The organism is Prodigiosinella confusarubida (genome assembly GCF_002847015.1).
GTDB lineage: Bacteria > Pseudomonadota > Gammaproteobacteria > Enterobacterales > Enterobacteriaceae > Prodigiosinella > Prodigiosinella aquatilis.
Genome location: NZ_CP025085.1, coordinates 790884 through 810643 on the forward strand (window position 1 = coordinate 790884; position 19760 = coordinate 810643).

Annotated in this window: 14 protein-coding genes, 2 tRNA genes and 2 rRNA genes; 16 read left to right on the forward strand and 2 right to left on the reverse strand. The window is 49.9% G+C overall.

Features of this window, described 5'->3' with window-relative positions:
- The first annotated feature begins 6 nt into the window (after positions 1-6).
- The 8 genes from CWC46_RS03660 to yjfF all read left to right on the forward strand — a co-directional run bounded on the left by CWC46_RS03660 (position 7) and on the right by yjfF (position 8478).
- A 23S ribosomal RNA gene (locus CWC46_RS03660) occupies positions 7-3016 on the forward strand.
- 111 nt (positions 3017-3127) lie between these two features.
- Positions 3128-3243, forward strand: a 5S ribosomal RNA gene (rrf, locus tag CWC46_RS03665).
- A gap of 121 nt (positions 3244-3364) precedes the next feature.
- Positions 3365-3441: transfer RNA gene (locus tag CWC46_RS03670), tRNA-Asp, on the forward strand.
- A gap of 8 nt (positions 3442-3449) precedes the next feature.
- Positions 3450-3525: transfer RNA gene (locus tag CWC46_RS03675), tRNA-Trp, on the forward strand.
- Between the two features lie 432 nt (positions 3526-3957).
- Positions 3958-4914: a galactofuranose ABC transporter, galactofuranose-binding protein YtfQ gene (ytfQ, locus tag CWC46_RS03680; protein WP_021013549.1), complete on the forward strand. Its 957-nt coding sequence runs from the start codon at positions 3958-3960 to the stop codon at positions 4912-4914.
- A gap of 84 nt (positions 4915-4998) precedes the next feature.
- Positions 4999-6513 (forward strand): sugar ABC transporter ATP-binding protein, encoded by a 1515-nt coding sequence (locus CWC46_RS03685; protein WP_021013548.1) that lies wholly within the window; start codon positions 4999-5001, stop codon positions 6511-6513.
- On the forward strand, positions 6506-7516 hold the full coding sequence (ytfT, locus tag CWC46_RS03690) for a galactofuranose ABC transporter, ATP-binding protein YtfT (RefSeq protein WP_021013547.1): 1011 nt from the start codon (positions 6506-6508) through the stop codon (positions 7514-7516). The genes CWC46_RS03685 and ytfT overlap by 8 nt, the downstream gene beginning before the upstream one ends.
- Positions 7516-8478 carry a galactofuranose ABC transporter, permease protein YjfF gene (yjfF, locus tag CWC46_RS03695; protein ID WP_021013546.1) on the forward strand — a complete coding sequence of 321 codons (963 nt, stop codon included), beginning with the start codon at positions 7516-7518 and terminating at the stop codon, positions 8476-8478. The genes ytfT and yjfF overlap by 1 nt, the downstream gene beginning before the upstream one ends.
- A 19-nt stretch (positions 8479-8497) precedes the next feature.
- On the opposite strand, the gene hdfR is transcribed toward yjfF, so the two are convergent.
- Positions 8498-9325, reverse strand: coding sequence for an HTH-type transcriptional regulator HdfR (hdfR, locus tag CWC46_RS03700; protein WP_021013545.1), 828 nt, complete (start codon positions 9323-9325; stop codon positions 8498-8500).
- A 120-nt stretch (positions 9326-9445) separates the two neighbouring features.
- On the opposite strand from hdfR, the gene CWC46_RS03705 reads away from it, so the two are divergent.
- Complete coding sequence (locus tag CWC46_RS03705) at positions 9446-9784, forward strand: MaoP family protein (RefSeq protein WP_021013544.1); 339 nt, start codon at positions 9446-9448, stop codon at positions 9782-9784.
- Positions 9785-9845: 61 nt separating this feature from the next.
- Here the strand turns inward: CWC46_RS03705 and CWC46_RS03710 are convergent, their stop codons facing one another.
- Positions 9846-11372: a YifB family Mg chelatase-like AAA ATPase gene (locus CWC46_RS03710; RefSeq protein ID WP_021013543.1), complete on the reverse strand. Its 1527-nt coding sequence runs from the start codon at positions 11370-11372 to the stop codon at positions 9846-9848.
- Positions 11373-11724: 352 nt separating this feature from the next.
- On the opposite strand from CWC46_RS03710, the gene CWC46_RS03715 reads away from it, so the two are divergent.
- The 7 genes from CWC46_RS03715 (at position 11725) to ilvA (ending at position 19664) form a co-directional block, all read left to right on the forward strand.
- Positions 11725-12948: an MFS transporter gene (locus tag CWC46_RS03715; protein WP_021013542.1), complete on the forward strand. Its 1224-nt coding sequence runs from the start codon at positions 11725-11727 to the stop codon at positions 12946-12948.
- Positions 12949-13080: 132 nt separating this feature from the next.
- Positions 13081-13179 (forward strand): ilv operon leader peptide, encoded by a 99-nt coding sequence (gene ilvL, locus CWC46_RS03720; RefSeq protein WP_071790830.1) that lies wholly within the window; start codon positions 13081-13083, stop codon positions 13177-13179.
- A 139-nt stretch (positions 13180-13318) separates the two neighbouring features.
- Positions 13319-14986, forward strand: coding sequence for an acetolactate synthase 2 catalytic subunit (ilvG, locus tag CWC46_RS03725; protein ID WP_021013541.1), 1668 nt, complete (start codon positions 13319-13321; stop codon positions 14984-14986).
- Entirely contained in the window at positions 14983-15240 is a 258-nt protein-coding gene (gene ilvM, locus CWC46_RS03730; protein WP_021013540.1) for an acetolactate synthase 2 small subunit, read from the forward strand. The genes ilvG and ilvM overlap by 4 nt, the downstream gene beginning before the upstream one ends.
- 24 nt (positions 15241-15264) lie before the next feature.
- A complete protein-coding gene (locus tag CWC46_RS03735) occupies positions 15265-16191 on the forward strand; it encodes a branched-chain amino acid transaminase (RefSeq protein ID WP_021013539.1) in 927 nt (308 codons plus the stop codon).
- Positions 16192-16265: 74 nt separating this feature from the next.
- Positions 16266-18116 (forward strand): dihydroxy-acid dehydratase, encoded by a 1851-nt coding sequence (gene ilvD / locus CWC46_RS03740; RefSeq protein ID WP_021013538.1) that lies wholly within the window; start codon positions 16266-16268, stop codon positions 18114-18116.
- Between the two features lie 3 nt (positions 18117-18119).
- Positions 18120-19664 (forward strand): threonine ammonia-lyase, biosynthetic, encoded by a 1545-nt coding sequence (ilvA, locus tag CWC46_RS03745; RefSeq protein ID WP_021013537.1) that lies wholly within the window; start codon positions 18120-18122, stop codon positions 19662-19664.
- The last annotated feature ends 96 nt before the right edge of the window (positions 19665-19760 follow it).

Sequence of the window (19760 nt, forward strand, 5' to 3'; positions counted from 1 at the left end):
TTGTGAGGTTAAGCGACTAAGCGTACACGGTGGATGCCTAGGCAGTCAGAGGCGATGAAGGGCGTGCTAATCTGCGAAAAGCGTCGGCAAGGTGATATGAACCGTTATACCCGACGATACCCGAATGGGGAAACCCAGTGTGTTTCGACACACTATCATGTCATGAATCCATAGTGACATGAGGCGAACCGGGGGAACTGAAACATCTCAGTACCCCGAGGAAAAGAAATCAACCGAGATTCCCCCAGTAGCGGCGAGCGAACGGGGAAGAGCCCAGAACCAGAATCAGTTTGTGCATCAGTGGAAGCGTCTGGAAAGTCGCACGGTACAGGGTGATAGTCCCGTACACAAAGATGCACTTGCTGTGAGTTCGACGAGTAGGGCGGGACACGAGATATCCTGTCTGAAGATGGGGGGACCATCCTCCAAGGCTAAATACTCCTGACTGACCGATAGTGAACCAGTACCGTGAGGGAAAGGCGAAAAGAACCCCGGCGAGGGGAGTGAAACAGAACCTGAAACCGTGTACGTACAAGCAGTGGGAGCCCCACCACCAAAGCATTCTCTGGTGATGAAGGCAGCGCAACAGCAGCATCGCGGTGGCGGCGCGTCTTTTGCGACGCCCAACACACAAGACAAGCGGTGAGTGCTTTGGGGTGGGGTGACTGCGTACCTTTTGTATAATGGGTCAGCGACTTATATTTTGTAGCAAGGTTAACCGAATAGGGGAGCCGCAGGGAAACCGAGTCTTAACTGGGCGTCAAGTTGCAAGGTATAGACCCGAAACCCGGTGATCTAGCCATGGGCAGGTTGAAGGTTGGGTAACACTAACTGGAGGACCGAACCGACTAATGTTGAAAAATTAGCGGATGACTTGTGGCTGGGGGTGAAAGGCCAATCAAACCGGGAGATAGCTGGTTCTCCCCGAAAGCTATTTAGGTAGCGCCTCGTGAAGTCATCTTCGGGGGTAGAGCACTGTTTCGACTAGGGGGCCATCCCGGCTTACCAACTCGATGCAAACTACGAATACCGAAGAATGTTATCACGGGAGACACACGGCGGGTGCTAACGTCCGTCGTGAAGAGGGAAACAACCCAGACCGCCAGCTAAGGTCCCAAAGTCATGGTTAAGTGGGAAACGATGTGGGAAGGCCCAGACAGCCAGGATGTTGGCTTAGAAGCAGCCATCATTTAAAGAAAGCGTAATAGCTCACTGGTCGAGTCGGCCTGCGCGGAAGATGTAACGGGGCTAAACCATGCACCGAAGCTGCGGCAGCGACGCTTAGGCGTTGTTGGGTAGGGGAGCGTTCTGTAAGCCGTTGAAGGTGGTCTGTGAGGATTGCTGGAGGTATCAGAAGTGCGAATGCTGACATAAGTAACGATAATGCGGGTGAAAAACCCGCACGCCGGAAGACCAAGGGTTCCTGTCCAACGTTAATCGGGGCAGGGTGAGTCGACCCCTAAGGCGAGGCCGAAAGGCGTAGTCGATGGGAAACAGGTTAATATTCCTGTACTGGGTGTTACTGCGAAGGGGGGACGGAGAAGGCTATGTTGGCCGGGCGACGGTTGTCCCGGTTTAAGCGTGTAGGTGGGTGCTCCAGGCAAATCCGGAGCGCTATTAACGCCGAGGCGTGATGACGAGGCACTACGGTGTCGAAGTGACAAATGCCACGCTTCCAGGAAAAGCCCCTAAGCATCAGGTAACATCGAATCGTACCCCAAACCGACACAGGTGGTCAGGTAGAGAATACTCAGGCGCTTGAGAGAACTCGGGTGAAGGAACTAGGCAAAATGGTGCCGTAACTTCGGGAGAAGGCACGCTGTGCGAGGTGAAGTCCCTGGCGGATGGAGCGTTGCGCAGTCGCAGATACCAGCTGGCTGCAACTGTTTACTAAAAACACAGCACTGTGCAAACACGAAAGTGGACGTATACGGTGTGACGCCTGCCCGGTGCCGGAAGGTTAATTGATGGGGTAAGCCGCAAGGCGAAGCTCTTGATCGAAGCCCCGGTAAACGGCGGCCGTAACTATAACGGTCCTAAGGTAGCGAAATTCCTTGTCGGGTAAGTTCCGACCTGCACGAATGGCGTAATGATGGCCAGGCTGTCTCCACCCGAGACTCAGTGAAATTGAACTCGCTGTGAAGATGCAGTGTACCCGCGGCAAGACGGAAAGACCCCGTGAACCTTTACTATAGCTTGACACTGAACCTTGAGCCTTGATGTGTAGGATAGGTGGGAGGCTTTGAAGCGTGGACGCCAGTCTGCGTGGAGCCAACCTTGAAATACCACCCTTTGATGTTTGATGTTCTAACGTGGGCCCGTGAACCGGGTTGCGGACAGTGTCTGGTGGGTAGTTTGACTGGGGCGGTCTCCTCCCAAAGAGTAACGGAGGAGTACGAAGGTTAGCTAATCCTGGTCGGACATCAGGAGGTTAGTGCAAAGGCATAAGCTAGCTTGACTGCGAGAGTGACGGCTCGAGCAGGTGCGAAAGCAGGTCTTAGTGATCCGGTGGTTCTGAATGGAAGGGCCATCGCTCAACGGATAAAAGGTACTCCGGGGATAACAGGCTGATACCGCCCAAGAGTTCATATCGACGGCGGTGTTTGGCACCTCGATGTCGGCTCATCACATCCTGGGGCTGAAGTAGGTCCCAAGGGTATGGCTGTTCGCCATTTAAAGTGGTACGCGAGCTGGGTTTAGAACGTCGTGAGACAGTTCGGTCCCTATCTGCCGTGGGCGTTGGAAGATTGAGGGGGGTTGCTCCTAGTACGAGAGGACCGGAGTGAACGCACCACTGGTGTACGGGTTGTGATGCCAATTGCATTGCCCGGTAGCTACGTGCGGAAGAGATAACCGCTGAAAGCATCTAAGCGGGAAACTTGCCCCGAGATGAGTCTTCCCTGGGCCTTAAAGGCCCCTGAAGGGACGTTTAAGACGAAGACGTTGATAGGCTGGGTGTGTAAGCGCAGCGATGCGTTGAGCTGACCAGTACTAATGACCCGAGAGGCTTAACCTTACAACACCGAAGGTGTTTTGGACGAGAGACGCAAAGATATTTTCAGCGATGTTCCGAGATTGGTTCTGATGGTTGCGCGGAAGTGTGACGGTCGGGATGAAACAGAATTTGCCTGGCGGCGATAGCGCGGTGGTCCCACCTGACCCCATGCCGAACTCAGCAGTGAAACGCCGTAGCGCCGATGGTAGTGTGGGGTCTCCCCATGTGAGAGTAGGGAACTGCCAGGCATCAAACACGTGCTAACAGAGATATCTGATAGCCAACAGAATTACGGAAGTAGTTCTGAGCACGGAAAGTGAGCCCTGATGAGGGGTAAGTATCAGGATGATACAACGTAGCAGAATCGGTGGAGCGGTAGTTCAGTTGGTTAGAATACCTGCCTGTCACGCAGGGGGTCGCGGGTTCGAGTCCCGTCCGTTCCGCCACCCTATTTAGGGGCGTAGTTCAATTGGTAGAGCACCGGTCTCCAAAACCGGGTGTTGGGAGTTCGAGTCTCTCCGCCCCTGCCAAGAAATAACCCTTCACATTATTGTGAAGGGTTTTTTTCGTTTAGAATTTTATGTCTCAGCTTGCATTGCATCGAATATGATATCAATTTCATAATTGTTGCTCCTCTAATTATTTAATTATCCCTTATAACTGAATATTGTTATAACCAACTGGTTCTGATGATGTTTCTATCTACAGACCTTTTTAGCTGTAATTATGCACAAAATCATCGTAATGTCAGGTTGTGAGCTTGCTCATCCATACTTCTTAATAATTCGACTACAACTATTTTATGCTCGGAACTGGTAACGATCGTTATGATCGTCACAAGGGCTGTGTTTGCTTACTCGAAATATTGTTGATATTAGTAGCGCTGTGGCAATTACGCTATGGCTCTACACTGTACCTCTGCGATCTTAAGTAGCTGTAAGACTACACAGAAGGAGTGAAATATGTTCAGGCGTTTATTGGTAGCAATGACTGTAAGTACCGTGTTATGTGGTGTGGCACAGGCGCAATCTTTAACGGTAGGTTTCTCTCAAATCGGCTCGGAGTCAGGGTGGCGTTCAGCGGAAACGAAAGTCTCTAAACAGGAAGCAGAAAAACGGAATATCACCTTAAAAATTGCTGATGCTCAACAAAAACAGGAAAATCAGATTAAAGCGGTCCGCTCCTTCATTGCTCAGGGAGTTGATGCCATTTTTATTGCACCTGTAGTAGCAACAGGCTGGGCACCTGTATTACAAGAGGCTAAAGAAGCCAAGATCCCTGTATTTTTGTTGGATAGAACGATAGACGTGAATGATCCATCACTTTATACAGCAGCTATTGCCTCTGATAGCGTTTATGAGGGGAAAGTGGCAGGTGACTGGTTAGTAAAAACAATGGCTGGCAAACCTTGTAACGTTGTTGAGTTACAGGGAACTGTTGGGTCAAGTGTTGCAATAAACCGCAAGAAAGGATTTGCAGAAGCTATCGCTGCGGCTCCACAAGTAAAAATTATCCGTTCTCAGTCTGGCGATTTTACCCGTAGTAAAGGTAAAGAAGTCATGGAAAGTTTTATCAAAGCAGAACAGAACGGTAAAAATATTTGTGCGGTATATGCACATAACGACGATATGGCTATCGGTGCAATTCAAGCTATTAAAGAAGCGGGTTTGAAGCCGGGTTCGCAAATTAAGGTTGTTTCTATTGATGGTGTTCCTGATATTTTCAAAGCCATGATGAATGGTGATGCGAATGCGACAGTAGAATTAACGCCTAATATGGCAGGGCCAGCTTTTGATGCATTTTTGGCTTTGAAGAAGGAAGGTAAACAACCCAAGAAATTTATTCAGACGGAATCACGTCTCTTATTACCTGATACAGCAAAACAGGAATACGAATCTAAAAAGAACCTGGGATATTAATTATCAGCAATGGTGGGGTAGCCCACCATTGCTATTATTATCCATCACTTTCTTACCTTATGACGCAGCGAAATAGGCGAGGCAATGGAAACGGCTCGATTATTAGATGTTCGTGGTATCAGTGTTGAGTTTCCTGGTGTGAAAGCATTGGAAAATGTCGATTTCACACTGGACAGAGGCGAGATCGTCGCTCTACTGGGAGAAAATGGTGCTGGGAAATCGACGCTGATCAAGGCGTTGACAGGTGTTTATCATCGTTCGACAGGCGAGGTTTTGCTGGAGGGTGTTGCCATTGATCCGGTGAATACTGCACATGCTCAATCTATGGGTATTGGTACCGTCTATCAGGAAGTTAATTTACTTCCCAATATGTCGGTGGCTGCGAATTTGTTTATCGGTAGAGAGCCAACCAAATATGGCATTGTTGATCAAAAACAGGTTATTCACCTAGCTGAAAATTTATTAAGTATTTATGGTTTAGACATTGATGTCAGTCAGCCGCTGGGAAAATATTCTATTGCCATTCAACAAATCGTTTCAATTGCTCGAGCTATCGATCTTTCCGCAAAAGTATTAATTCTTGATGAACCGACAGCAAGTTTGGATGCAAAAGAAGTTGATATGCTGCTGGAAATATTGCGTAAACTTCGTAGTCAAGGTGTTGGAATGATTTTTGTCACCCACTTTCTGGATCAGGTTTATCGCATCAGCGACCGTATTACTGTATTGCGTAACGGTAAATTGGTGGGAACTCGTCTGACTGATGAATTACCTCGTATTGAGTTAGTCCAGATGATGTTGGGACATACTTTTGATGAGTCTACGCTTAAGCGTGGAGAGCATAATTTAGTGACGGGCGAGCCGGTGGCGGAATTTAATAATTATGGTCGCCATGGTGTTATTAATAATTTCGATTTGGCGATATGCCCAGGTGAAATTGTTGGATTAGCCGGGTTGCTCGGTTCTGGACGGACAGAAACTGCACAGCTTATTTTTGGCATTATTACACCAGATAGCGGTCAGGCGAAAATTAATGGGCAACCTGTTCGTATTACGACTCCCCGTAAAGCTGGTCAGTTAGGATTAGGTTATTGTCCGGAGGATCGAAAGACCGATGGCATCATCGGTGCTGCTACGGTACGGGAAAATATCATTCTGGCGTTGCAGGCTCAGCGTGGTTGGTTAAAACCCATATCATTACGTGAACAGACCCGGATTGCGGAAAAATTCATTGAGCTGTTGGGCATTCGTACTCCAGGAACGGAGCAGGAAATTCAATACCTTTCTGGTGGCAATCAGCAAAAGGTGTTGTTGTCTCGCTGGCTAGCGACAGAACCTCGTTTTCTTATCCTTGATGAACCTACTCGTGGGATTGATGTAGGGGCTCATGCTGAAATTATCCGTTTGATAGAAAAATTATGTGAACAGGGGATGGCTCTGCTGGTGATTTCTTCAGAGTTGGAAGAACTGACGGGTTATGCTGATCGCATTGTGGTGCTGCGGGATCGCCAACATGTGGCACATCTTGAGCATGAAGATGTTTCTGTTGCCGCCATCATGCAGGCGATAGCGGCACAAGCAGGAGTTGCTGATGGCTGATAATAAAATTATCCCTGCCCAAAAACGTAGGTTGACCTTCTCTAAGGGTGTGCCGCAACTGATGGCATTAGTAGCAATTTTGCTGATTGATAGCCTGGTTGCACCTAATTTCTTTTCACTGCACGTTCAAGACGGACGTCTGTTTGGCAGTCTGATTGACATTCTGAACCGTGGTGCACCTGTAGCGCTTCTGGCGCTTGGTATGGCACTGGTTATTGCTACCGGGGGGATTGACTTGTCTGTTGGTGCTGTAATGGCGATAGCTGGGGCTACGGCTGCCACACTAACGGATGCCGGTCAACCTCTATCCGTTGTATTGATGACGACGTTGATGGTTGGAGCATTATGTGGTCTGTGGAACGGATTTTTAGTCGCTGTATTACAGATTCAGCCCATTGTCGCGACGCTGATGCTTATGGTGGCCGGACGTGGTATTGCCCAGTTAATCACTAAGGGGCAAATCATCACTTTTGACAACCCGGCTTTTGCCTGGCTTGGCAGCGGTGCACTGTTCTATCTGCCGATGCCGGTGATTATTACTGCCCTGATGTTACTGGTGATGTGGTTACTGGCGCGAAAAACAGCACTGGGGTTATTCATTGAAGCGGCTGGTATCAATCTGCGTTCTGCCCGTAATTCTGGGGTAAATACTGGTCTGATACTGATCGTAGTGTATATGATTTGTGGTGTCTGTGCAGCGGCAGCCGGCATTATTGTTACTGCCGATATTCGTGGTGCGGATGCCAATAATGCGGGGCTGTGGCTGGAGCTGGATGCCATTCTGGCAGTAGTTATCGGCGGAGGCTCGTTGTTGGGTGGTCGTTTTAACTTGCTGCTGTCAGTGGTAGGCGCGTTGATTATTCAGAGTATGAATACCGGCATCCTGCTGTCTGGCTATCAACCGGAATTCAATCTGGTATTAAAAGCGTTGGTAGTGTTGGCAGTACTGGTAATGCAGTCGCCCCGTTTCTCATTTCGCCGTCTGTTAAGGAGACAAGGATAATGTTGAAACGAAATCTTCCTTTGTTGATAACGATTGTGGTTTTTATCCTTGGTTACCTGTTTTGCCTGAGTCAGTTCCCGGGATTTGCATCGACCAGGGTATTTTGCGATCTGCTCACTGATAATGCCTTTCTTGGCATTGTGGCGGTGGGAATGACGTTTGTCATCCTGTCTGGCGGCATAGATCTTTCGGTGGGCTCGGTGATTGCCTTTACGGGTGTATTACTGGCAAAACTGATTGGCAGTTATGGTTTTGATCCTCTGTTTGCTATTGCCATCGTGTTAGTGATGGGGGCACTGTTTGGGGCTTTCATGGGCTGGATCATTGATACGTTAAAACTGCCGGCATTTATCATCACATTGGCTGGCATGTTCTTTGTCCGTGGCATGAGCTTTATTGTGTCGGAAGAATCGTTACCCATTAATCATCCTATCTACGCTTATCTGGCTAGCCTTGCCTGGCGTGTCCCTGGTGGCGGTCGGTTTACTTTTCTGGCCTTGATTATGTTGATAACTGTAACATTGGGCATGATATTGGCACACCGTACTCGATTTGGTAACCGGGTCTATGCTATTGGTGGCAATAGTTATTCTGCCGAATTGATGGGGGTTCCGGTCCGTCATACCACTATTCAGATTTATATGTTGTCCAGTACGCTGGCAGTGCTTTCCGGTATCATTTTTTCGCTTTATACCTCTGCCGGTTATGCTTTGGCTGCCAGTGGTGTTGAACTGGATGCGATTGCCGCTGTCGTCATCGGCGGAACCTTGTTGACTGGCGGTGTGGGGACGGTATTGGGCACACTGTTTGGTGTTCTGATTCAAGGCTTGATTCAGTCCTATATTACCTTTGATGGTATGCTGAGCTCATGGTGGACCAAGATAGTCATTGGCATTCTGCTGTTTGCATTTATTGGTTTGCAAAAAGTGTTAAGCACGTTTTGGCAAGTCAGGCGTGCTTAATCAGAACCGCCCGTTAGCGCTAGGTAGTGATATCAATGGGGGTTTTTAAGAGCTGGCGTATTAACGCTTGTTGATCGCTGTTCTGTAGCCATACAGCATAAAAAGGGCGAGTGATGGCAGAGGTATCACCCACTGTATGTAACTCTGGATATTCCTGTGACCAGTGACTGGGCAGAAATGAACACCCACCGATAGTGGATAGTAACTGACGGGTAAGGTGTGCTGATGTGGTTGTGAGGGTGGGGATCTGGTCGCTGAGTAAAAGCCGGCTTTCCTGTTGGTGAAAATCAGCTCCCCATTCCAGCTTGATGTAAGGCAACTCTTCTTTGGTTTCATTCCCTTTGACAGTAAACAACGAGAGCGAAAAATTGCCCAGTATCTGGCTGGCCAATTCCTCCATCTTGGGCGGTTCGGTGGTGATAAGCAGGTCCAGTTGACGTTCATGCAATTGTTTAACTAATGAGTGGCGAAGCGCTATACGTGCCTCCAACTGCAATAGTGGGCGCTGTTGATAGAGTGCTACTAACCATGGTGTTAGATAGGCCTCCCATAATGAGGCAGTCGCGCCGATTGATAATTGACTATGCTGCTGTGAACGGGCCACTTCTTTCTTAGCCAGTTGCCAGGTACCAATCAGGCTTTCGGCATAGGGCAGCAACCTCTCTCCTGCTGGCGTGAGTCGTATATTATTGCGATGGCGAGTGAACAAATTAGCACCAAGTTGGGTTTCAAGTTGGCGGATACGAAAACTGATTGCAGACTGCGTCAGATAGAGTGATTCTGCCGCTCGACCAAAATGTCTTGTCCGGCTAACTTCCAGGAAGGTTTTTAGTAATTCGGTGTCCATGCCTTTCTCCAAAAAAATTTTGTCGTGATGATTTAAATGTTTTGTTTTACAGAAAGTCAAGCCTATCTAATACTCCGCGCCATAAACGGCATGACCATATGAGAATTAGGAGCGTGTAAGATGGCAGAAAGCTTCTCAACAACCAGTCGTTTTTTTGATAACAAGTTTTATCCTCGAGGTTTTTCCCGGCATGGTGACTTTACGATAAAGGAAGCGCAACTGCTGGAGAAGTATGGTCACGCTCTTAACGAGCTTGATCTGGGTAAACGTCAGCCAGCAACGGAAGATGAGGTGAAATTTGTTGCGGTTTGCCGTGATGAACGTCAACCTGAAACTGAAATGGAAAAAATCTGGATGAAATATACGAATCGTATTCGTCGTCCAAAACGTTTCCATACGCTGTCTGGTGGTAAGCCTCAGATGGATGCGGTTGAAGAATATACTGAAAGCGATGATTGATGACCGTGGGGCGTAAGCCCCATTTCCATTTCTTCCCCCATAAGGCCCAGGGTGACATTTGTCATGCCAGACTTTTATGTAGCTGAATTAGTAACCTGTCCATACACCGATAGCTGAGTGCTTCAGCAAGGTGCCTACGCTCTATTTTTTCCGTGTCACTGAGATCGGCAATGGTACGGGCTACTTTCAGTATTCGGTGCCAGGCGCGGACTGAAAGTCCAAGTTTACTCATTACTTCTTCCAGATAAGCGGCGTCAACATCTGTTAAGCGACAGTGTTTTTCGATGTCAACTGGTTTCAGCAACGCATTGATCTTGCCGGTACGCTTTAATTGACGTTGTTGTGCCGACAGTACCCGCTCCTTGACTGTCGCGCTGCTTTCTCCGTTATTGGTTTGCTGGCGCAAAACGCCCGGTGGTAATAACGGCACTTCAATTGAAAGATCAAAACGATCCAAAAACGGGCCGGAGAGCCGGTTTAGATAGCGTAAAATCTGCTGGGCTGGCATGCGGTTATGAATGCCTTGATAATGCCCTGAGGGGCTGGGATTCATGGCGGCGATCAATTGGAACCGTGCCGGATAGCAAACTTTGGCTCGGGTGCGGGAGATGATAATTTCTCCTGATTCCAGCGGTTCACGTAGTGAATCCAGCACACGGCGTTCAAATTCCGGTAATTCATCCAGAAACAGTACACCATTGTGTGCCAGTGATATTTCTCCCGGTTTAGGGAGTGCTCCCCCACCGACCAACGCCGTTATGGAGGCGGTATGATGAGGCGCTCGAAACGGTCTGGCGCGCCACTGAGACAATGTGGCATTAATATTGAGTAAACTGTTAATTGCAGCGCTTTCCAAAGCTTCGTCATCGGATAATGGTGGCATAAGCCCAGGCAGACGACTGGCGAGCATAGTCTTTCCGGTACCAGGTGGGCCTAGCAGCAACAGGTTATGCCCCCCAGCGGCGGCAATTTCCAGCGCTCGTTTGGCTTGTTCCTGCCCAATAATGTCTTTTAAATCGGCGGCGTGTGTTTCAGTGTGTTCTTCAGGTGGCATATTACCACCGGGGGATAATACATCTTCACCGTGTAGAAAGGCACAAACCTGTAGCAAGTGATTAGCCAGTAACGTCTCTCCTTGCGGGATCAGCGCCATTTCCAGTTTGTTATCTTCTGGGAGCATCAAACATCGACCTGCTTTTTGTGCTTCCAGTGCGGCGGGAATTGCGCCATTGACGCCGCGCAAGGTACCCGACAATCCCAATTCACCCAGAAATTCATACTTAGCCAATTGTTCTCCCGGGATTTGTTCAGAGGCTGCCAGAATAGCCAATGCGATAGGCAGATCGTAGCGGCCTCCTTCTTTCGGCAGGTCAGCGGGTGCAAGATTGACGGTGATACGTTTTGCCGGAAAGGCGAAACCACAATTGAGCAGTGCGCTGCGGACCCGATCCCTAGCCTCTTTTACGGTGGTTTCAGGCAGCCCCACTAATGTCAGGGCTGGTAACCCATTGCTGATGTGTACTTCGATAGAAACCTCGGGTGCCTGCATCCCTAGTGTTGCCCGTGTATATGTCACTGCCAGCGTCATGTTCTGCTCCTTCCTTTGACAGATATGATCATGCCTGTTCGGCCCATCCTCGGCACGGCGAGGTTTGCAGATATGCGAAACCCCTCGATGGAATAATTCCCTTTCTCAGCGGAGATTCAAAGAATTGCGTACTCCATCGCAGCGTTGTTAATACTGATTAACAACTGCAATTAATTTGCAACACATTCGATGGGGGATATCAGTTGCGATATTAAAACTGAAGGTGTATTTAACAATTATTTAAAATAATGTCCGCAATTTAAAAACATTACCTCATCGACTGCGGCGTCCTCCTGCCGTACAGCCTGTTTTCTGCCAACTTCGTACTCTACGATACGATAGGGAAATATCTATGTTTGGTTGGACTCCCCCGCAACGCAATACCGCGATTGCCAGTTTTTTGAGCTGGTCATTGGACGCGTTCGATTTTTTTATCCTGGTTTTCTTGCTTAGCGATATTGCTCACGCCTATCAGGTTGGTATGGAACAGGTGACGCTGGCTATATTGTTGACATTGGCTGTCAGGCCATTGGGGGCGTTGATTATTGGACGTCTGGCGGAGAAGTTTGGTCGTAAGCCGATTCTGATGCTTAACATTGTGCTGTTTTCTGTATTTGAGCTGTTGTCTGCCGTTGCTCCCTCACTGATGATATTCCTGCTGTTACGGGTTCTTTATGGCGTGGCGATGGGCGGGATCTGGGGTGTGGCTTCCTCACTGACAATGGAGACGATTCCTGATAAATCCCGGGGATTAATGTCCGGTATTTTTCAGGCGGGATATCCATTTGGTTATTTGTTGGCGGCGGTCGTCTATGGGACGCTGTTCGATGTGGTTGGTTGGCGTGGTATGTTCGTGATTGGTGCGGTACCTATCTTGTTATTGCCCTTCATTTACTTCTGCGTGGAAGAGTCCCCGGTCTGGCTGGCGGCCAGAGCGCGTAAGGAGAGTACCGCCTTACTGCCGGTATTGAAATCTCACTGGAAACTCTGTTTCTACCTGGTATTGCTGATGGCGGCATTTAATTTTTTCAGTCACGGCACACAGGATCTTTATCCGGCATTTTTGAAAATTCAGCATGGTTTTGATGCTAAAACCATCAGTATTATCGCTATTAGCTACAATATTGCTTCGATCATGGGGGGCGTCTTTTTTGGTACGCTATCGGAGCGTATCGGTCGTAAAAAAGCCATTATAACTGCGTCGCTGCTGGCATTACCGATTATTCCTCTCTGGGCATTTTCTCAGGGAGCCTGGATGTTGGGATTAGGCGCTTTCCTGATGCAGTTTATGGTTCAGGGGGCCTGGGGGGTTATTCCTACTTTCCTCAATGAACTGGTACCGAGCAATACCCGTGCGGTATTGCCCGGTTTTGTGTATCAGCTGGGAAATTTGATTGCTTCCGTTAATGCCACGCTGCAGGCAATGATCGCTGAAACGCACAACCATAATTATGCACTGGCTATGGCGGCTATTGCCGGGGTGGTGGCTATCTTGATAGCTGTGCTGACGGCATTTGCCGGGAATGGGTCACTGCAGGAAAAAGGAAAGACCGGTTCAATGAATGTTAGTGTATGAATAGTAATAACTTTTACGTCTAATTATGCAAAACGGACAGAATACCTGCGAAAAAAAATGGTTGTCATACTATGACTTACTGTGGTAACTCTGTAGGTATTCGTTCGACAATAGATCAATGAACAACCTGAAATGAAAGCGTTCTCCCTAGTGATTAGCCTACTCGTGATTAGTGTGGTGGTGATTATTATCCCACCGTGCGGGGCTGCACTTGGACGAAGAATGGCTTAAAAATCAAGGCCGAATTCAAGAAAACCCCCGCACCGAAAGGTCGGGGGTTTTTTTATGCGGTCAGAAACCTAAACAAGGGAGCAGCTATGTTCAGCAGAATAAAGTCCTGTTATTCCCAAAAGACGTCGGGGAAATAACTATGAATGGGGCTCAGTGGGTGGTGCAAGCGTTGCGGGCACAGGGAGTGGATACGGTCTTCGGTTATCCTGGTGGCGCGATTATGCCAGTTTACGATGCGCTGTATGATGGCGGCGTAGAACATGTGCTATGTCGCCATGAACAGGGTGCTGCCATGGCTGCGATTGGTTATGCCAGATCCACTGGGAAAGTTGGCGTTTGTATCGCCACATCCGGGCCGGGGGCGACTAACCTGATTACAGGACTGGCTGATGCCCTGCTGGATTCTATTCCTATCGTGGCTATCACCGGTCAGGTTGGTTCGGCATTGATAGGCACTGATGCTTTTCAGGAAATCGATGTTTTAGGGTTGTCGTTGGCCTGTACCAAACACAGTTTTCTGGTGGACTCGGTAGAGTCTTTACCGGAAGTTATGGCAGAGGCTTTTGCGGTAGCTAACAGTGGTCGTCCCGGCCCGGTATTGATTGATATCCCGAAAGACATTCAATTGGCGGAAGGTGAGTTTAGCCCGTATTTCATATCGGTTGACGAGCCGTCACCTTTCCCAGCACAGACGGTTTCCCAAGCGTTTGACATGCTGACCCAGGCGAAAAAACCGGTGCTGTATGTGGGTGGCGGTGTGGGCATGGCCAGAGCCGTACCCGCGCTACGTGACTTTATTACCACGACCCAGATGCCATCCGTGGTCACGCTGAAGGGACTGGGTGCGGTAGATCATTCACACCCTTACTATCTGGGTATGATTGGTATGCACGGTACCAAAGCGGCCAATCTGATGGTGCAACAGTGCGATCTGCTGGTAGCGATAGGTGTGCGTTTTGATGACCGTGTGACTGGCAAATTGAGCGCCTTCGCGCCTTATGCCAAAGTGATTCATATGGATATCGACCCGGCAGAGCTGAATAAGTTGCGTCAGGCGCATGTTGCGTTGCAGGGGGACCTGAACTGTTTGTTGCCAGCCTTGCAGCAGCCGTTGCAGATTGATGAGTGGCGACAGCAGGCCATGATGATGAAAACGGAATATCCGTGGCGTTATGATCATCCGGGTCAGGCCATCTACGCTCCAGCACTGCTGAAAACCTTGTCTGAACGTATGGCACCGGAAACGGTGATCACGACAGATGTCGGGCAGCACCAGATGTGGTCGGCTCAGCATATGCAATTTACCCGTCCTGAAAATTTCATTACTTCCAGCGGGCTGGGCACGATGGGATTTGGTGTTCCTGCTGCGGTGGGCGCCCAGGTGGCGCGCCCGGATGATATGGTAATCTGCATTTCCGGTGATGGTTCGTTCATGATGAATGTGCAGGAGCTGGGGACCATCAAGCGAAAACGATTACCATTGAAAATCGTCCTGCTGGATAACCAGCGTTTAGGGATGGTTCGACAGTGGCAGCAACTGTTTTTTGATGAACGCTATAGTGAAACCAACCTCTCCGATAATCCTGATTTCCTGACGCTGGCAAGTGCCTTTGATATCCCAGGCCAGCGTATCACCCGCAAAGACCAGATAGATGCCGCGCTTGACGCCTTGTTGAACAGTGATGGACCATACTTGCTGCATGTTTCCATTGATGAGTATGAGAACGTCTGGCCTCTGGTGCCGCCTGGTGCCGGTAATGAAACGATGTTGGATAAAACAAAATCATGTCTGGAGAAAAACCAATGACACACCATCAGCTTTCAATTCAGGCCCGCTTTCGCCCCGAAATTCTGGAGCGTGTACTGCGGATTGCTCGTCATCGCGGCTTCCAGGTTTACGCCATGAATATGACGCAGGCTAACAGTTGCGATCACATTAATATTGAACTGACCGTTGCCAGTCAGAGATCAGTAGATTTATTGTCAACACAATTAAGTAAACTGCTGGATATTGCCTGTGTCGATATTCAGCCGATTTCATCACAACAAATTCGTGCCTGAGGGGCATCAAGAAGGAAAACAAGAATGACTAAAAAAGCTGACTATATCTGGTTCAACGGTGAAATGGTTCCCTGGGCTGAGGCCAAGGTTCATGTGATGTCTCATGCGCTGCATTACGGTACGTCGGTATTTGAAGGTGTCCGCTGCTACGATTCTCATCGTGGCCCGGTGGTGTTCCGTCACCGCGAGCATATGCAACGTCTGCATGATTCGGCCAAAATTTACCGCATGCCGTTGGCGCAAAGTGTGGATGAACTGATGGAAGCCTGTCGCGAAACGTTGCGCAGGAATAATCTGTCCAGTGCTTATATCCGTCCGCTGGTGTTTGTCGGTGATGTGGGGATGGGCGTGAATCCGCCGGAAGGCTATAAGACAGATGTGATTATTGCCGCATTTCCGTGGGGCGCTTATTTGGGTGAAGAAGCGCTTGATCAAGGGATTGACGCGATGGTGTCCTCCTGGAATCGCGCTGCTGCCAATACCATTCCGACGGCCGCTAAAGCTGGAGGCAACTATTTGTCCTCGTTGCTAGTGGGGAGTGAAGCCCGTCGTCATGGCTATCAGGAAGGGATTGCGCTGGATGTTCATGGCTATGTGTCTGAAGGTGCTGGTGAAAACCTGTTTGAAGTGAAAGATAATGTCCTTTTCACACCACCATTTACCTCTTCGGCGCTACCGGGGATTACCCGCGATGCGATTATCAAACTGGCGAAAGGTCTGGGTTTTGAAATCCGCGAACAGGTATTGTCTCGTGAATCGTTATATCTGGCTGATGAAGTGTTCATGTCCGGTACGGCGGCGGAAATTACCCCGGTACGTAGCGTGGATGGTATTCAGGTTGGTATCGGCAAATGCGGTCCGGTGACCAAGAAACTGCAGCAGGCATTCTTTGGCCTGTTTACCGGCGAAACCGAAGATAAATGGGGCTGGCTTGATCCAGTAAATCGTTAATTAATCAACTTATTATTTTTCTCTGGTGATGCGTTCCGTCACCGGTTATCTGTTTAAACTGGAGTAACAAGAGTATGCCTAAGTACCGTTCAGCCACTACTACGCATGGTCGCAATATGGCTGGAGCGCGAGCCTTGTGGCGCGCTACAGGGATGACCGACGCTGATTTTGACAAGCCCATAATTGCGGTTGTGAACTCGTTCACTCAATTTGTCCCCGGGCACGTACATTTACGTGATCTGGGAAAGTTGGTCGCTGAGCAGATAGACGCAGCAGGCGGTGTCGCCAAAGAGTTCAACACCATTGCAGTGGATGACGGTATCGCCATGGGGCATGGTGGCATGCTCTATTCTCTGCCTTCTCGCGAGCTGATCGCCGATTCCGTGGAGTATATGGTGAACGCCCACTGCGCTGACGCTATGGTCTGTATCTCCAACTGTGACAAAATCACGCCGGGGATGTTGATGGCAGCACTGCGCCTCAATATTCCGGTCATTTTTGTTTCCGGCGGCCCAATGGAGGCCGGGAAAACCAAACTCTCAGATCAGATCATCAAGCTCGACCTGATTGACGCCATGATTCAGGGTGCCAATCCGAAAGTCAGCGATGAAGACAGTGCGCAGATTGAACGTTCGGCCTGTCCGACCTGCGGCTCCTGCTCCGGTATGTTTACCGCCAATTCTATGAACTGTCTGACGGAAGCGCTGGGCTTGTCACTGCCAGGCAATGGTTCACTACTGGCAACGCATGCGGATCGTAAGCAGCTGTTTATCAATGCGGGCTCACGTATTGTTGGCCTGGCCAAACGCTATTATGAACAGGATGACGACAGCGTATTGCCGCGCAACATCGCCAACAAAGCCGCCTTTGAAAACGCCATGACGCTGGATATCGCCATGGGGGGCTCTACCAATACCGTCCTGCATCTGCTGGCTGCCGCACAGGAGGGCGAGGTGGATTTCAGCATGTCGGATATCGACCGCCTGTCCCGTCAGGTGCCGCACTTGTGTAAAGTGGCTCCCAGCATCCAGAAATATCATATGGAAGACGTCCATCGCGCGGGTGGCGTGATCGGTATTTTGGGCGAGTTGGATCGTGCAGGTTTGCTCAACCGTGGTGTGAAAAATGTACTGGGCCTGACACTGCCGGAAACGCTGGCGGAATATGACGTTATGCTGACCCAGGATGCCGAGGTGAGGAAAATGTTTACTGCCGGTCCGGCGGGTATTCGTACCACCAAGGCGTTCTCGCAGGATTGTCGCTGGGATTCACTGGATACTGACCGTCAAGAAGGATGTATCCGTTCGCGTGAATTCGCCTACAGTCAGGATGGCGGTCTGGCGATACTGTACGGCAACATCGCTGAAGATGGCTGTATTGTGAAAACCGCCGGTGTTGATAAAAGTAATCTGGTGTTCCACGGTCCAGCCAAAGTGTATGAAAGTCAGGATGATGCGGTAGAAGCGATTCTGGGCAATAAAGTGGTTGCCGGTGATGTGGTGGTTATTCGTTATGAAGGGCCGAAAGGTGGGCCGGGTATGCAGGAAATGCTATACCCTACCAGCTTCCTGAAATCCATGGGATTGGGAAAGGCCTGCGCACTGATCACCGATGGCCGTTTTTCTGGCGGTACGTCCGGCTTGTCCATTGGCCATGCCTCTCCGGAGGCCGCGAGTGGCGGCGTCATCGCGCTGGTGCAAGAGGGTGACATGATTGCCATTGATATTCCGAACCGCAGTATTGTGCTGCAAGTATCTGACAGTGAGTTGGCAACACGCCGTGAGGCCGAACTGGCCCGTGGTGATGCCGCTTGGACACCGAAAAGTCGTGACCGTCAGGTATCTTTCGCACTGCGTGCATACGCCAGCCTGGCGACTAGCGCCGATAAAGGTGCTGTCCGCGATAAAAGTAAGCTGGGAGGCTAACTCATGGCTGTCTCACAACCGCTTCCTGCCGAGCCCTGTTGCGCTGAATATTTGCGGGCGATCTTGCGCGCGCCGGTATATGAGGTGGCACAGGTTACGCCGCTGGAGAAAATGGACAAACTCTCTGCCCGGCTGGGAAATATCATTCTGGTGAAACGAGAAGATCGTCAGGCTGTACACAGCTTTAAGCTGCGTGGCGCCTACGCGATGATGGCCGGGCTGAGTGATGAACAGAAATCCCATGGTGTGATCACCGCATCGGCAGGCAATCATGCACAGGGCGTGGCGCTTTCCGCCAATCGTCTGGGTATCAAAGCGCTGATTGTGATGCCGGTTGCTACGGCGGATATCAAAGTGGATGCCGTGCGCGGTTTTGGTGGGGAGGTGTTGTTGCACGGTGATAACTTTGATGAGGCGAAAGCCAGGGCCATTGAGTTGTCACAGCAGCAGAAAATGACTTTTGTGCCGCCATTTGATCATCCGGCAGTAATTGCCGGGCAGGGTACGCTGGCGATGGAACTGTTACAGCAGGACGCGCATCTCGATCGGGTATTTGTTCCGGTTGGTGGTGGTGGTCTGGCTGCTGGGGTTGCTGTGCTGATCAAACAGTTGATGCCGCAGATCAAGGTTATTGGCGTCGAGGCGGAAGATTCCGCCTGCCTGCGCGCAGCGTTGGATGCCGGTCGCCCGGTAGATTTGCCGCGTGTCGGCTTATTTGCCGAAGGTGTGGCGGTAAAACGTGTCGGCGATGAAACGTTCCGGTTGTGCCGTGAGTACCTGGATGATGTCATCACTGTTGACAGTGATGCCATCTGTGCGGCGGTTAAGGACTTGTTCGAGGATGTTCGCGCGGTAGCTGAGCCTTCCGGGGCATTGGCGCTAGCGGGCATGAAAAAATATATCCAGCAGCACCATATTCAGGGTGAACGGCTGGCGCATGTCCTTTCCGGCGCCAACGTGAATTTTCATGGCCTGCGTTATGTTTCCGAACGCTGTGAACTGGGTGAGCAGCGTGAAGCACTGATGGCGGTCACCATTCCCGAGCAGAAAGGCAGTTTCCTCAAATTCTGCCAACTGCTGGGAGGACGCTCTGTCACCGAGTTTAATTATCGCTATGCGGATGCGGATAACGCCTGCATTTTTGTGGGTGTACGTCTGACCCGCGGTAATGTTGAGCGTCAGGAAATCATTGCTGAGCTGTCGGCAGATGGCTACCAGGTAGTGGATCTTTCCGATGATGAAATGGCCAAGTTGCATGTGCGTTATATGGTCGGTGGTCGGCCTTCCAAACCGTTGCGGGAAAGATTGTACAGTTTTGAGTTTCCGGAATCGCCCGGAGCCTTGCTGAAATTCCTCAATACGCTGGGAACGTACTGGAATATTTCGTTGTTCCATTATCGCAGTCACGGTATGGACTTTGGCCGCGTACTGGCTGCCTTTGAGCTGACGGAGCGCGATCCGGAGTTTGAGCAACATCTACAGGCACTGGGCTACGAATGTCATGATGAGACGCAGAATCCGGCATTCCGCTTTTTTCTGAAAGGGTGATGATTGCTGTTGCAATGTGCTGCGTCCGGTGGAGTTTATCCGCCGGGCGCGCTATCGTTTAGCGTGTTCTTTTACTCCTCCCGGTTTATGGATGAT

Bases quoted from the DNA above. Each gene is read 5' to 3' on its own strand.
- yjfF (WP_021013546.1), top strand. From the start codon at position 7,516: ATGTTGAAACGAAATCTTCCTTTGTTGATAACGATTGTGGTTTTTATC.
- ilvM (WP_021013540.1), top strand. From the start codon at position 14,983: ATGACACACCATCAGCTTTCAATTCAGGCCCGCTTTCGCCCCGAAATT.
- CWC46_RS03705 (WP_021013544.1), top strand. From the start codon at position 9,446: ATGGCAGAAAGCTTCTCAACAACCAGTCGTTTTTTTGATAACAAGTTT.
- CWC46_RS03710 (WP_021013543.1), bottom strand. From the start codon at position 11,372: ATGACGCTGGCAGTGACATATACACGGGCAACACTAGGGATGCAGGCA.
- ilvG (WP_021013541.1), top strand. From the start codon at position 13,319: ATGAATGGGGCTCAGTGGGTGGTGCAAGCGTTGCGGGCACAGGGAGTG.
- ilvA (WP_021013537.1), top strand. From the start codon at position 18,120: ATGGCTGTCTCACAACCGCTTCCTGCCGAGCCCTGTTGCGCTGAATAT.
- CWC46_RS03715 (WP_021013542.1), top strand. From the start codon at position 11,725: ATGTTTGGTTGGACTCCCCCGCAACGCAATACCGCGATTGCCAGTTTT.
- CWC46_RS03685 (WP_021013548.1), top strand. From the start codon at position 4,999: ATGGAAACGGCTCGATTATTAGATGTTCGTGGTATCAGTGTTGAGTTT.
- ilvD (WP_021013538.1), top strand. From the start codon at position 16,266: ATGCCTAAGTACCGTTCAGCCACTACTACGCATGGTCGCAATATGGCT.
- hdfR (WP_021013545.1), bottom strand. From the start codon at position 9,325: ATGGACACCGAATTACTAAAAACCTTCCTGGAAGTTAGCCGGACAAGA.
- ytfQ (WP_021013549.1), top strand. From the start codon at position 3,958: ATGTTCAGGCGTTTATTGGTAGCAATGACTGTAAGTACCGTGTTATGT.
- ilvL (WP_071790830.1), top strand. From the start codon at position 13,081: ATGAAAGCGTTCTCCCTAGTGATTAGCCTACTCGTGATTAGTGTGGTG.
- ytfT (WP_021013547.1), top strand. From the start codon at position 6,506: ATGGCTGATAATAAAATTATCCCTGCCCAAAAACGTAGGTTGACCTTC.
- CWC46_RS03735 (WP_021013539.1), top strand. From the start codon at position 15,265: ATGACTAAAAAAGCTGACTATATCTGGTTCAACGGTGAAATGGTTCCC.